Source organism: Seonamhaeicola marinus, from assembly GCF_008085455.1.
Window position 1 is genome coordinate 1,373,652 of record NZ_VSDQ01000679.1, and the last position, 13,914, is coordinate 1,387,565.

Sequence of the window (13,914 nt, forward strand, 5' to 3'; positions counted from 1 at the left end):
TATTTGTAATGTTAATTTACATTGCCAAATTACATTAGTTAGACTTCATACGTCGAAGGAAACTGATGTTTTTTTTTGACGAAACTCAATTTGGGAAGCCTAATTAAAAGCTTATTCAAAATTGTAAGTTAAACGAATCCTTAGGAACAACCAGATCTTATCTTTAGTGGTTTAACTTTTATTTTTCAATGTTCAAAGGTCTCAGGTTTTAAATTATTTCTAAATTAGTACATGCGAAAAATTCTATTTGGTGTTGTAATCACTTTAATTGTTCTCTTCTCTTTTAAATACTGTAATGAAAAACAGGAAGACAAACTGGTGTTACAAGAAAGTTCGGCACTTATTCAAAAGCAAATAAATAACGTAGGTAAATTAGTTGTTACGGAAGGACATTTTAGTGAAGTGTTTAATTACGCAAGTTCAAAGGAAATTCTAGGAGCGTATTTTACTTCAGAAAAAAAGGCACTCGTTGTAGTTAATGCAAGTGTTTCTATTCAGTACGATTTAAGTAAGATTGAATTTGAGGTAGATGAAGCTAATAAGACATTACGTATTTTAAGTATTCCAGAAGAAGAAATTAAAATTTCACCCGATTTAGAATATTATGATATTCAAGCAGATTTTTTGAACCCTTTTGAAGCAAAAGATTATAACGAAATCAAGGATGTTGTAAATAAATCGTTGGCACAAAAAATTGGAGCATCAGAACTAAAAAGTAATGCTAAAAATAGGTTGTTAAGTGAATTGTCTAAATTCTATATTTTAACAAGTTCCTTTGGCTGGACGTTAACGTATAATGAAACGCCAATGCAATCTATAGAGCAGCTGCAAAATTTGCAGTTATAATTTAGCATTTAAATTATGCCAGCTTCCGCCATTAATAACTTCAATGTTATGTCTTCTTAGAAGTTTACTGGCAATTCCAGAACGTACTCCGCTGGCGCAACAGGTAATAATTGGTTTGTTAAAGGCTTTTATCTCATTAATGTAATTACCTAAAGATTGCAGAGGAAAGTTTCTGGACCCTATAATAGCGCCATTAACATACTCTTCTGCCGTTCTAACATCAATTATTATGGCGTTTCTTCTTAGAAATTCTTCAGTTAATTTTTTCTTCTTTTTAAATAAAAATCCTAGGATGCTCATGCTTTTAATTTTAAACAAATGTCTAAGATAATTTATAAAAGAGTGTAACATTGGTTACGGTAAAAATTTAATATCTTCAACTAAATTTATTTTAAGTAATGACTAAAGAAGATTTGTTAAAAGTACATGAGCAAATAAAGCCTTATGTTCATAATACACCTGTTTTAACATCGCAATTAATTAATAAGATGTGCAATGCAGATTTGTTCTTTAAATGTGAAAACTTTCAGAAGATGGGAGCTTTTAAAATGAGAGGAGCAACTAATGCCATACTTAACTTATCTAAAGAAGAAAAGGAAAAAGGAGTTGTTACACATTCTTCAGGTAATTTTGCCCAAGCCTTGGCTTTAGCCGCAAAAAGTGTTGGGGTTAAAGCTTATATAGCAATGCCTGAAAATGCGCCCCAAGTAAAAAAAGATGCTGTTTCTGGATACGGCGGTATTATAACCGAATGTGGTGTTACTGCTACTGAAAGAGAAGCTGCTGCTCAAAAAATTCAAGAAGAAACAGGAGCGGTTTACTTACACCCTTCAAATAATGATGATGTTATTCATGGCCAAGGAACAGCAGCTATGGAACTTATAGAAGAACATCCGGATTTGGATTTTCTTTTTATACCAGTTGGAGGAGGAGGTTTAATTGCAGGATCTCTATTAGCTGTAAACGCTTTTGCAAAAAAATGTAAGGTTATTGGAGGAGAACCTAAGCATACTGATGATGCTTTTAGGTCTTTAAAATCAGGAAAGATAGAATTTAACTCTAAAACAAATACAATTGCAGATGGCTTAAGAATGCATTTAGGCGACAGAAATTTTCCAATTATAAAGGAGTACATAGAAAAAATAGTTTTGGTTGAAGAAGAAGAAATTATTGAAGCTATGAAACTTATTTGGGAACGTATGAAAATAGTTATAGAGCCTTCTAGTGCAGTAGCGTTTGCGGCACTTTTAAAAAGTAAAGACACTATTGAAAACAAAAAGATTGGGGTAATTATTTCGGGTGGTAATGTAGATGTTAGTAATTTACCTTTTTAATTAAAAATCTAATTAGATTATATAGTAAATTGCGCTCATGATTAAACCATATGTTAAGTTAACAGTAGAAGAAAGGGTTGGAATTGTAGAGTTTTTTCACCCCAACAGAAATTCCATGCCCAGTGAAGTATTGCTAGAATTGGAACAGGCAATACATGTAATGGCTAAGGACGAAGATGTTAAGGTAATTGTTCTAAAAAGTGGTGGTGATAGGACATTTTGTGCTGGTGCCAGTTTTAACGAATTAATAGCTATTGATGATGCTGAAACCGGTAAAAATTTCTTTTCTGGTTTTGCCAACGTCATAAATGCCATGAGAAAATGCCCAAAGTTAATTATTGGTAGAGTACAAGGAAAAACAGTTGGAGGAGGTGTTGGACTTGCCGCGGCTACAGATTATTGCTTAGCAACACAGTATGCCTCGGTTAAATTGAGTGAATTAAGTATAGGTATCGGTCCTTTTGTTATAGAGCCTGCTGTTTCTAGAAAAATAGGTAAAATGGCAATGTCTCAAATGACTATAGATGCTGAAACATTTTATTCTGCCGAATGGGTAAAGGATAACGGTTTGTACGCAGAGGTTTTTGAAACTGCAGAAGAACTTGATGAGGCCGTATATCATTTGGCTGAAAAACTAAGTAGTTATAACCCTGAAGCTTTGAAAGAAATGAAAAAAGTATTTTGGGAAGGTACAGACCATTGGGAAACATTATTGCAGGAAAGAGCAGCTATTAGTGGTAAACTCGTATTAAGTGAATTCACAAAAAAAACTTTAAAACGCTTTAGGTAACAAAAAAAATGCTCAAGAAAAGCAAGAGCTTTTACTTGAGCATAACCAATGTTGCTACTAATTGTTCTAAAATTGGGCTTTAATCGTAATTAGCTAATGCAACCAAGTTTTTTTCAACAACTTTAAGACACTGCTATTCTTAAATGGTCACATTATTATTTTATAGCTAAGTAATTAAGAGCAATTAGTTTGTAGTTAAGTCCTTTTCTTTAGTTATCATCTTTAGTCCATCATCAATTAACTTACCTACGTCTGGCTTATTTTGTTTAATACTTTCTAAGTGGTTTATTATGCTATTACATAAGACTTTCTCGTTACTAATAAATGCTAACTCATACAGTTCTACAGGTAGTAACCAGTCCTCTGCATGATTTTCAATTAGTTCTTCCAAAACTTTAGTTCTGGATATTGTTTTGTTTTTACCATCTCTATAATCTCTAACTTGTTGGTATAGCGCTTCTAGTTTTAAACGTTTCTTGGTCTTTTTTACCTGAATGGTTTTTTCAGAAGGTACATGAGTAATGAGGTCAAAACTGTTTAAATCCGCAGGGCCAGAAAAAGCCGAAACAATTTCTTTGCCAACTGCCATATCATAAATACCCCATTCTGGTTTAAAAAGAACCTTTTCATTATAGGAAACCGTGCAATTTTTAAAACTTATTAAAATAATTTTGCCTTGTAAGTTACGCTTACCAGTAATTATATCGCCAGAAACTTTAATGCCTCCTTCAAATTCCAAAGTAATGGTTTGCTCTTCAAAAATATTGTAAGCAGCGAGGTCGCGCGGACTCATATCTTCAATGGCAATGTTAATGCCTTTTAATTTTCCAATTGGAGACCCAAATCCTTTAAGGTGTGTTTCAATACCATGTCCAACCAATTCCTTTTCTCTATATGAAAGCGCAGTATGTCCTGAAGACTGAAAGTATATGGGTTTGCCATCACTTTCAATTACACTACTAAATATCCCAGATATTTGAATACCAGTACTTAGTTCTATTGTTCCTAAAGCTTTAGATTGTATTAGCTTAGTGATGCCTGATAATCCACCTTTTCTAACAGCCATGGTATTGGCAAATTCCTCTAAAATTAAGCTTAAATGAGCAAAATTTGGAGTTACAAAGAGCTGAGGTTGAGGTTTTGTGATATCAAAATTTTTAAAAGTAGCCTCTATTGTATACGGTAGTTTTTCAACTTCATTGGTCATACACCAGGCACTTTCACCTATAGAAGATAGCAACCCAGCGCCATATATTCTAGGAGCATCAACTGAACCTATTAAACCATATTCAACAGTCCACCAGTGCAAATTTCTAATAAGAGCCATTTCACTAGGTTCCCCCATATTTAATTGTAATTCTTCTACCTTTTTTTCGGCTATATCTATGTCTTTTTGTTTCGTATTTGGCGCTTCTTTTATTATTGATAAATGTCTAACCGCTTCGTACAGTTCATAATCTTTTGCCGAAGAGATGGCCTTAGAGCCTATTTCACCAAAACGTCTTAGATATTCGGAATACTCTGGATTTGCAATTATTGGTGCATGCCCAGCACCTTCGTGAATAATGTCTGGTGCAGGTGTATATTCAATATTCTCTAACTGTCTAATATCACTGGCTATAACTAGGACGTTATAGGCTTGAAATTCCATAAAAGCATTTGGAGGAATAAACCCATCTACGGCTACAGCTGCCCACCCAATGTCTTTTAAGATTCTGTTCATACCATACATGTTAGGTATATTATCAATGGAAATTCCCGTCTGTTTTAAACCCTCTAAATAAGACTTATGAGCTACTTTGCTAAGAAAGCTAACATTCTTCCGCATTACATATCTCCAAACCGCATGATCTATGGCAGAGTAGTCCTCATAGTTCTGAGGTTTCATAAATTGTTTTAAATGTTTGGGTAAACGATTTAAAATTGGGTTAGACTCAATAAGTGTATGCATTCTTTGATTGCAATTGTGGATTTTATTATAAAATTACAAAAACAATGATTATTTTTCAAAATATATCAATAAAACTATGAATATGTAAATATTGAAGCGTCACTTGATTCTAGCAGTTTTATATATTTATAAACATGTATACAAGAAGAATATTTCCAGTTGTTGGTATTGTTAAGTGGACACGCCGACAGATTTTGCTTTTTATTTTTTTAGCTTTAGTTCCGGTGGTATTATATGATATTTTCGGATTAAAATGGTTACACGTGCCATGGTTGCCTTTAGGAGTTTTAGGTACAGCAGTGGCTTTTGTGGTTAGCTTTAAAAACAATGCGTCTTATGACAGGTTATGGGAAGCCAGAAAAATTTGGGGAGGCATAGTAAACTCATCACGTTCTTGGACTATAATGGTAAAAGATTTTATCACTAATGATCATGCTTTAGAATCAAAAAGTGAAAAAGATCTTCAGGTGCTAAAGAGAGAGCTGGTTCATAGGCATGTGGCATGGTTAACGGCTCTTCGGTATCAGCTTAGAAAAGATAAACCTTGGGAAACACACCTAAAAACAAGAAAGTCTAATAAAGAATTTAGAGCATCTCAATATCGGGTTTATGAAGAAGAAGTTCCTATAGAGGAGGCCATTAAGCCTTATATTTCAGATAAAGAATATAAAGTATTATTTGCAAAAGGAAATCAAGCTTCTCAAATATTGGGAATTCAATCTGAACGTTTAAAAGAATTAAAATCTCAAGGGTTGATAGAAGATTTTAGACATATGGAAATGGCTAAGATGCTTGTAGAGTTTTATACGCTTCAAGGAAAGAGCGAACGTATTAAAAACTTCCCTTATCCGAGACAATTTGCTACTTTAAATTATTTATTTGTTTGGATGTTTATCTTAATGTTACCGTTTGGGATTATGGAAGGATTTGAGGCTATAGGTAATCGTATAGTCGAAGATTTGGGATCACATGCTTCCAACACATTTTTAGGACATAAAATCCAAGAATTTGTAGCCAATCATTTTGTTTGGTTTTCTATACCATTTAGCGCCATGTTATCTTGGGTATTTCATACAATGGAAGCTATTGGTGAAAATACAGAAAACCCCTTTGAAGGTGGGCCAAACGATGTTCCTATTACAGATTTGAGTAGAGGTATAGAAATAGATATACGTCAGCTTATAAACGATTATGATATTCCAGAACCCTATAACTGGGTAAATGATATTGTGATGTAAAAAAAAAGCGACTTTAACAGTCGCTTTTATAATTTTTATTGTAAAACTCCCGGAGGATATTTTTCCATTATTTTGACTACAAACTCCTTAATCCGTTCTTCTTTTTTCTCCATGTTTTTACTTAAGTAACCTGTACCCATGCCTTGCCAAACTAATTCCTTTTTCTTTGCATCAATTAAATCAATATATAACGTACCTTGTGTGCTAGTTGAAACATTAGGCTGATTCCAGCCCCAGCCCCATCCAGGACCCCAACCGGCACCCCAACCAGGTCCCCAGCCTCCCCAGCCCCAAGCTCCCATGCCCCAGGCGTTGTTGTAAACATCAACACGTTGTTGAGATTTTGTGAATAGACTAATTAATAAGTCTGGGTTTTTAGATTTAGTGTAACCTTTTGCTAAAAGTTCAGCTTCAATAGCTCTTAAAATTCTACGTTTATCTAAATCACTTATTTCGGCTTTATCTATACCTGTCTTAAAGAAAGCAAACGATTTATATTCGGGAAAGCGTGCGTTTTTGTCGTAGTCTGCAGCTACTCTCACAGAAGAGCAAGAAGACACCACTACTAAAATAGCCAAAAGTGGCAACAGTTTAATTAGTTTTTTCATAGTGCAAATTTTTAAACGATTATAGTAAATTTAATAAACAATTATCAACTTTGTTAGTCGTTGAACATTTTTAACTAAAAATGCCTTTTCGGTAATAAAAATGCATCAATAATCATACCAAGAGTATGATTTTTAAAGGGTTGCCTTATTTTTTTTGAGAATTCGTCTTTTTATCGTAGCCATAGGGGCAATGTCTGCAACCACTTTCGCAACAATACCCTCTTTTTAAATGGTATTGTTCCGTAAAGCAACGATAACCTTCGGGAGTTAAATAATAATCTCCCTCTTCTATAGGAATTATTTTTTTCATTCTGACAAATATAAAGTAATTTGGATTGGTTTTTGAGGAATAAAAAACAATGATTATAGTTTCTAAGTATTTAGTGCCAAAAGGCTATACAGGTATGACTGTATTTCCTTTTGTATTTGTTAAAACGGCCAGTTTAAAGACTAACTGGGTTTTAATAAATCATGAAAATATACATTTAAGGCAGCAATTGGAACTCTTAATTATTCCATTTTATTTGGTTTATGTTTTAGAATTTTTAGTGCGACTGCTGCAATATCGAAACTGGAGTAAAGCCTACAGAAATATTTCTTTTGAAAGAGAGGCATACTCTAAGGAATTTGATTTAGAATATCTAAATAGTCGCCCGTTTTGGGCATTTTTAAAGTATCTTAGCCATAATGAATTTTGAGGTAGAGAAAAGTATAAATGAGCCTATAGTTTTACCAGAAGAATATGGGGTAAAGCTGTTTGTTAAGAGGGAAGATGAAATCCATCCTTTTGTTTCTGGGAACAAATACCGAAAACTAAAATACAATTTACTAAAGGCAAAATCTTTAGGTGAACAAACACTTGTAACGTTTGGAGGCGCCTTTTCTAATCATATAGCTGCTGTTGCCTATGCAGGAAAGATGTACGGTTTTAATACTATTGGTATAATTAGAGGTGAGGAGTTAAAAACAAAAGTGGAAGAAAATGAGACCTTAAGTTTTGCGAAATCTAACGGTATGCGGTTTGAATTTGTTTCGAGAGAAATGTACCGTCAAAAAAATGAAACATCCTTCCTAAAGCGATTAAAAGAATTTTTCGGTGATTTTTATTTGGTGCCGGAAGGAGGAACCAATGATTTAGCGGTAAAAGGATGTGAGGAAATTTTAACTGAAGACGATAAAAACTTTGATTACGTTTGTTCAGCGGTGGGTACTGGAGGTACAATATCTGGGCTAATAAATTGTTCAAAACCTAGTCAACAAGTTTTAGGATTTCCAGCATTAAAAGGAGATTTTTTAAAAGAAGATATTAGTAAATTTGTAAAGAATTCTAATTGGGATTTAATAACAGATTATCACTTTGGGGGTTATGCAAAAATCAATGAAGAATTGGTAACCTTTATAAACGAATTTAATACTGAAAATAACATTCCATTAGATCCGGTTTATACTGGTAAAATGATGTTTGGGATTTTCGATTTAATAAAAAAAGGCTTTTTTAAAAAAGGAACAAAAATATTAGCAATTCATACTGGAGGTCTGCAAGGAATAGAAGGTATGAATTCGGTTTTAAGAAAGAAACAATTACCCATTATTGAGTAAATGAAAAAAATACTAATTATTATATGTTTAGGCAGCTTTGTTTTTAGCTGTAAAACAAGAAAAGGGGTTGCTAAACCCGTTAATACAAAAACAGAACAGGTAGTTGTAAAACCAAAAGTAGAAAAGGTTTATGCTAGTGATACAGAAAGATATATAGATACCTATAAAGCCATTGCCCAAAACGAAATGAAACTTTATAATATACCCGCTAGTATTACTTTAGCTCAAGGTATTTTAGAGTCCGGTTCGGGTAAAGGAAGATTGTCTGTAGAGGGTAATAATCACTTTGGAATTAAATGTCATGAATGGACAGGTAGAAGAATTTTTCATGATGATGATAAAAAAGGAGAGTGCTTTAGAAAGTATAAAGAGGCTAAGACATCGTTTAGAGATCATTCATTGTTTCTAAGTCAAAGAGATCGTTATTCTAAACTATTCAATATTAAACCTGGCAATTATAAAGCATGGGCTAAAGGTTTAAAAGCGGCAGGATATGCTACCGATCCTAAATATCCTCAAAAGTTAATTAGTCTTATAGAACGTTATGAGTTGTATAAGTATGATGATGAAATTCTTCAAGAAAAAAGATTGGTAAACGTTAAGGTGTTGCCTAAGAAAAAAATTCATTTAGTGGTTAAAGGGGATACGTTATATTACATTTCTAAAATGCATGATATAAGTGTTGAAGATTTAAAACGCTTAAACAATTTAAAAGATAACACAATACACATAGGTCAGAAACTTCAAGTAAACCTAGATTAATTTATGATTTATAAAAGAAGCAGTGCTTTATTTGCTGAGGCGGAAAAAGTAATTCCAGGAGGTGTAAATTCACCAGTTAGAGCGTTTAAAGGTGTAGGAGGAACACCAATTTTTGTTAAAGAGGCCAAAGGCGCCTATTTGTATGATGAAGATGGTAATAGGTTAATAGATTATATTAACTCTTGGGGACCTATGATTTTAGGGCATGCGCATAAACCAGTAGTAGATGCAGTTGTTGAAAAAGCTCAGAAAGGCACCTCTTTTGGGATGCCTACAGAAATTGAAACTAAGATTGCTGAATTGGCGGTTTCAATGGTGCCAAATATTGATAAAATTAGATTTGTAAACTCAGGAACAGAAGCCTGTATGAGTGCTGTAAGATTGGCAAGAGGTTTTACAGGAAAAGATAAATTTATCAAATTTGCTGGGTGCTATCATGGACACAGTGATTCGTTTTTAATCCAAGCTGGTAGTGGTGCAAGTACATTTGGTACGCCAAATAGCCCTGGAGTTACCCAAGGAACGGCTAAAGATACTTTATTGGCAAAATACAATGATATTGATAATGTAAGGGCGCTTATTCAAGCTAACAAAGATGAAATTGCCTGTGTTATTATAGAACCTGTAGCTGGTAATATGGGGTGTATTCCTCCAAAAGATGGTTTTCTACAATCACTTAGAGACCTGTGTAGCGAAAATGATATTTTGTTAATCTTTGATGAGGTAATGACTGGTTTTAGATTGTCAAAAGGCGGTGCTCAAGAGTTGTTCAATATTAAAGCAGATATTGTTTGCTTTGGAAAAGTTATTGGTGGTGGTTTACCTGTTGGCGCTTTTGCAGCAAGAAACGAAATTATGAATCACTTAGCGCCACTTGGTCCAGTCTATCAAGCTGGGACTTTAAGTGGGAACCCATTAGCCATGGCTGCTGGTTTAGCTATGATAAGTGAACTTAACAACGATTCTGAAATATTTACAAGATTAGAAGCAAAAACAAAATATTTGCATGAAGGTATTGCTAAAGTTTTAGCTGAAAATAATGTGGTTCATACTATAAATAGAGTTGGATCTATGATTTCTGTACATTTTGATGAGGGTGCAGTAACCGATTTTGATACTGCAGCCAACGGAAATAATGAAACTTTTAAAACGTTTTTCCACGGTTTGTTAGGTGAAGGTGTATATATAGCGCCAAGTGCTTTTGAAACTTGGTTCATTACAGATGCCTTAACATATGAAGATTTAGACTTTACTATTGCAGCCATTGATAAGGTAGCGAAAACATTATAACATATAAAAGGGCAATTCTAATATCTTGAATTGCCCTTTTAATTAACAAACTATAATCAATCAACAAACTAAAATTTTATTCTGTTCTTTTTTGCATCATTTTTCTTTGACGCATTTTGTCTTTACCTTGTTCCTTTTTTTGCTTTCCTCTATGCGCCATTTTTGCTTGAATTTTTTCCCATTTAGCAAATTGCTCTTCATTTAAAATCTTTTTCATTTTGGCCTTCATAGCTATTTGGTGATCTAACTTTGCATTAGCCATTTTAAAGCGTTGCTCTTGTGTTGGCTTTTGTAACTCCCCACTTTCTTTTTTAGCTTTAAATTCTTCCATTTTAGCTTTTCTAGCTTCGGCATTCTTTAAAAAGATTTCTTTAACTTGGGCTTGTTGCTTTTCGTTTAAATCTAAATGTAAAGTCATTTTCTTAGCATGCAAAGTAGCTGCTTGCTCAGGCGTAAAATCATGCTTTTTGTGCATGCGTTGTTTTTTATTTTGTCCTTGGTTTGGTTGTGCAAAAGCCTGAACAGTTATTAAGGCTAAGGCTATTACTATTAACTTTCTCATGTTACTTAATGTTTAATGTTTATTTGTCCTTTTGACCAAAACACTTCAAAAAGGTTTAAAAAGAAAGTGAATTTTAACTAGATATTAACAGAATGACCTAGTTGAGAATTGGTAATTTTAGATTGATACCTGTTTGAAAATCAGGGGCATTATTTACTTTAAAGTCTTGTTTGGCAAAAAGAGATAGTTTATAATTTGGTCTTCCATAGGAGTAAATTAAAGACCAAGTGCTTAATGAGCTATATAGTGTGGTTATGCTATTATGCCACCCGCCATTTATTTCTTGCCATTTTCCGCGTAGATGGTAATAGTCTGCTTCTGCAATTTTATTGTATCGTGTTTGTGTTTGGTAATTAATACCTAAGGCATGGAAATTACCTTTTGCTGTAACTTTAGTGTACTCAATGTTGCCTTCAAATGTGGCCAGAAACAAGTTGTTCCCTAGGTCTATAGCATCATCTTTAAATGTAAGAAGGTTTTTTCGTAGTACGTTAGCACCAATGCCAATATCTAATTGATTTTGATTTTTAAAGGTGTAGTTTTTAATAAAATTAGCGGAAACACCAAAATCTAAAGACGGGTTAAATGTTGAGGTGTTTAATCCTAAATGACTTCCGAAATTTAAAAACACATTTCTGTTCTCGTTAATTTTTAGTTTCGGATAGAAATGATGAGAAACTTCAATGCCGCCGATAAAGAAATCATTATTAGTTAATTTTAAGGTGTTGCCATTTCTATCTAAATACTCAAAGTTTACCTCGTTTAAGCCGTAGTAACGTCTTCCAAATGGATCTTCACCTCCGGCAATATTGCTATGAAACCATTCTATAGTTTCATCACTTGTAAAAATAGAAAATGGATGTTTTCCATTGGTTATTAAGTAGGATCTCATTCTAAAAGTTAATTCTTGCTGTTGGTTAAGAGGTAAGCTGAAATTAACTCTAAACTCCTTGATTACAGCATCAAAAACCATGTTTAAGTACTCCGCAGGTGTAGTTTCTTGGTTTACAAAGTTAAAGTTTCTAGCATACCAGATAGTCTGACTAAACTGATTTCTTATTTCTAAGTTTTCAGGATAGTAAACTTCTAAGAACGGATGAAAGGTGTTGCCGCTGGTATAATTAAATGATAATTTTTTTTTATTAGTGGGGCTATGTTTAAAGTTGGTATTAATTCTAGAGCTAAATATACCAAAGTGATGTGTGCTTAAAAGAGAAGGGTTGTCAATACCATTTTTTATAAACAAACTATCCCTTTCTTGAGCAAGAATTGAGAGGGGGATTGTTAAAATTAAGAATAGCATTCTTTTTTTAAACATGTGCAAATATAGAATAAAATCGCATTATTGCTTAGAATCATTAATAATGCTCATTGTTGTCTTATAGATATGCTCTCTTTCAACTTTGCTTTTTAACCAGGCGTAAAAGCTCATTACGAAAATATCTTCCTTCGTAGAATCTACCCATTCAAATGAATTCATAATGGTTTCTTTGAATGCGTTGGACGTTGCTATCTCAGGTTTTTTATAAATGCGTTTCACAAGTTCAATAAAGGTTATTGCACGGTCTTGTTGTGTGTCTTTTAAATAGACGTAGTGATTTCTTTGGAAACTTAATAATCTGGATTCTACCAAATCAATATTTCCAAGTTCTATATGTAATAGAATCTCGGCTAGGTTCTTTTTAAGAACCCAATCAATTCCCACTTTTTCAACATACCATTTATCTGTGTGATAAAATTTTGCGAAAATATTGAGCGCTTTTTTAAGCTCATTATTTTGAAAATAAAACATTATAAGACTAAGATGAATATCTAAAAGCGATTCTATATCGGTATGTTTTTTAGAGAGTAAAGGTTTTAAAAGTTCAATAGCTTCTTCCTGTTTGTTAGAGAAGTTTAAGTTTAGCGATAAAAGTAAATGATACTTTAAAAGGAAAGTATTGTAATATTTTTTTTGTTGTTTAAGCATTTCGGAATGCATAAGATGTAGGTATTCCAAAGAAGCTCCAAACTTTTTATTTCTAAAGTAGGTGTTTGCAATAATGTACAATATTTGTATGTGGTAAAAAGGCTGGCGTTCTTTGTTTTTATAGGTGATAATGGAGTTATACGACTTAACCAAAAATGGCTCAATAGTAAAGTAATCTTTTGTGGCAAGTGCAGATAAGCTAACCATACTCATTAATTGATATAGGGATTTGAAAGACATACTTTCATTAATATCAACATTATACTCCTTAAACAAAGTGTTCAGTAAATGTTCTATATCAACTATCTTTTTGCCGTAGGTAATGTCATTGAGAGTTGCCTTTATCCTGGCATAAATAATGTTAAACTTTTCTTCAATTACATGTTTTTTCTTGTTGGTTTCAAACTTAATTATGAGTTCGTCTAGGTTTATGGCGTTGTTATGGTTAGCATATTGAATTTGTAAATTATAAATCTCATTTAATAGAACAAAAAGGTGATGTTCTTTTGCAATATTTTCGGCTTTGTATAGAATCTTAAATGCCGGATTATATTGTTTTTGCTGAAGAAAAAACCGCGATGCCAAAATATATTTTATGATTTGGTTTTCTATAGAGCTTTCTTCTTCTAAACTACTATTAGCTGTAAAATTAAGAATAGATTGATACAAGCGTTTGCGAAGGGCATGATAGGCATCCTTGTTAGCGCTACCATACAAGGTGTGGCAAATTTCTTTAGAGCTTAGTTTGTTGCTAGAAAGCAGCTTAAAAAGCTTTACGTTTTTTACATCATGACGTTTATTGTTTTTTTCAAGATATCCTAAAAAACGTTGCTTGTCTTCTATTGAAAATGTGGATATAATGGTATTTAAATCATTCATTTAGTCGTCATTAATTTTGTATATAACTTATTAAAATTAATATATTTTGTTAATATACTACAAAATATATCGTCAGTTTTAATTGA

Annotated in this window: 15 protein-coding genes; 8 read left to right on the top strand and 7 right to left on the bottom strand. The window is 32.9% G+C overall.

Translation table 11 applies throughout. From position 1 onward, the window contains the following. Positions 1-231 precede the first annotated feature (231 nt). Positions 232-846: a DUF4230 domain-containing protein gene (locus FUA24_RS16945; RefSeq protein WP_148544232.1), complete on the top strand. Its 615-nt coding sequence runs from the start codon at positions 232-234 to the stop codon at positions 844-846. On the opposite strand, the gene FUA24_RS16950 is transcribed toward FUA24_RS16945, so the two are convergent. Then, a complete protein-coding gene (locus tag FUA24_RS16950; protein WP_148544233.1) occupies positions 841-1,146 on the bottom strand; it encodes a rhodanese-like domain-containing protein in 306 nt (101 codons plus the stop codon). The two genes, FUA24_RS16945 and FUA24_RS16950, sit on opposite strands and share 6 nt — an antisense overlap. A 98-nt stretch (positions 1,147-1,244) precedes the next feature. Between FUA24_RS16950 and FUA24_RS16955 the strand changes: the two genes are divergently transcribed. Then, positions 1,245-2,180, top strand: a complete 936-nt coding sequence (locus FUA24_RS16955; RefSeq protein ID WP_148544234.1) for a pyridoxal-phosphate dependent enzyme — start codon at positions 1,245-1,247, stop codon at positions 2,178-2,180. A 37-nt stretch (positions 2,181-2,217) separates the two neighbouring features. Further along, entirely contained in the window at positions 2,218-2,970 is a 753-nt protein-coding gene (locus FUA24_RS16960; protein WP_148544235.1) for an enoyl-CoA hydratase/isomerase family protein, read from the top strand. A gap of 184 nt (positions 2,971-3,154) precedes the next feature. On the opposite strand, the gene FUA24_RS16965 is transcribed toward FUA24_RS16960, so the two are convergent. Then, entirely contained in the window at positions 3,155-4,921 is a 1,767-nt protein-coding gene (locus tag FUA24_RS16965; protein WP_148544236.1) for an aromatic amino acid hydroxylase, read from the bottom strand. A 134-nt stretch (positions 4,922-5,055) separates the two neighbouring features. Between FUA24_RS16965 and FUA24_RS16970 the strand changes: the two genes are divergently transcribed. Continuing rightward, positions 5,056-6,159 carry a bestrophin family protein gene (locus FUA24_RS16970; protein ID WP_148544237.1) on the top strand — a complete coding sequence of 368 codons (1,104 nt, stop codon included), beginning with the start codon at positions 5,056-5,058 and terminating at the stop codon, positions 6,157-6,159. 35 nt (positions 6,160-6,194) lie between these two features. Here FUA24_RS16970 and FUA24_RS16975 read toward each other — a convergent pair whose 3' ends face one another. Both FUA24_RS16975 and FUA24_RS25240 read right to left on the bottom strand, forming a co-directional pair. Beyond that, positions 6,195-6,767, bottom strand: coding sequence for a DUF4136 domain-containing protein (locus FUA24_RS16975; protein ID WP_148544238.1), 573 nt, complete (start codon positions 6,765-6,767; stop codon positions 6,195-6,197). Between the two features lie 145 nt (positions 6,768-6,912). Then, on the bottom strand, positions 6,913-7,077 hold the full coding sequence (locus tag FUA24_RS25240) for a DUF5522 domain-containing protein (protein WP_187388311.1): 165 nt from the start codon (positions 7,075-7,077) through the stop codon (positions 6,913-6,915). A 49-nt stretch (positions 7,078-7,126) separates the two neighbouring features. Here FUA24_RS25240 and FUA24_RS16980 point away from each other — a divergent pair, with 49 nt between their 5' ends. Genes FUA24_RS16980 through hemL form a run of 4 tightly spaced genes read left to right on the top strand, consistent with a single transcriptional unit; the run spans position 7,127 to position 10,418 of the window. Next, entirely contained in the window at positions 7,127-7,465 is a 339-nt protein-coding gene (locus tag FUA24_RS16980) for a hypothetical protein (RefSeq protein ID WP_148544239.1), read from the top strand. Beyond that, the gene (locus tag FUA24_RS16985; RefSeq protein ID WP_148544240.1) at positions 7,455-8,366 is read left to right on the top strand and encodes a 1-aminocyclopropane-1-carboxylate deaminase/D-cysteine desulfhydrase; all 912 of its coding nucleotides are present in this window, start codon (positions 7,455-7,457) and stop codon (positions 8,364-8,366) included. Before FUA24_RS16980 ends, FUA24_RS16985 begins: the two co-directional genes overlap by 11 nt. After that, the gene (locus tag FUA24_RS16990; protein ID WP_148544241.1) at positions 8,367-9,128 is read left to right on the top strand and encodes a glucosaminidase domain-containing protein; all 762 of its coding nucleotides are present in this window, start codon (positions 8,367-8,369) and stop codon (positions 9,126-9,128) included. A 3-nt stretch (positions 9,129-9,131) separates the two neighbouring features. Further along, on the top strand, positions 9,132-10,418 hold the full coding sequence (gene hemL / locus FUA24_RS16995; protein ID WP_148544242.1) for a glutamate-1-semialdehyde 2,1-aminomutase: 1,287 nt from the start codon (positions 9,132-9,134) through the stop codon (positions 10,416-10,418). A gap of 76 nt (positions 10,419-10,494) precedes the next feature. Here the strand turns inward: hemL and FUA24_RS17000 are convergent, their stop codons facing one another. The 3 genes from FUA24_RS17000 to FUA24_RS17010 all read right to left on the bottom strand — a co-directional run bounded on the left by FUA24_RS17000 (position 10,495) and on the right by FUA24_RS17010 (position 13,828). After that, entirely contained in the window at positions 10,495-10,980 is a 486-nt protein-coding gene (locus FUA24_RS17000) for a hypothetical protein (protein ID WP_148544243.1), read from the bottom strand. Between the two features lie 97 nt (positions 10,981-11,077). After that, positions 11,078-12,283, bottom strand: coding sequence for a hypothetical protein (locus FUA24_RS17005; protein ID WP_187388312.1), 1,206 nt, complete (start codon positions 12,281-12,283; stop codon positions 11,078-11,080). A 39-nt stretch (positions 12,284-12,322) separates the two neighbouring features. After that, positions 12,323-13,828 carry a hypothetical protein gene (locus tag FUA24_RS17010; protein WP_148544245.1) on the bottom strand — a complete coding sequence of 502 codons (1,506 nt, stop codon included), beginning with the start codon at positions 13,826-13,828 and terminating at the stop codon, positions 12,323-12,325. Positions 13,829-13,914: the final 86 nt, after the last annotated feature.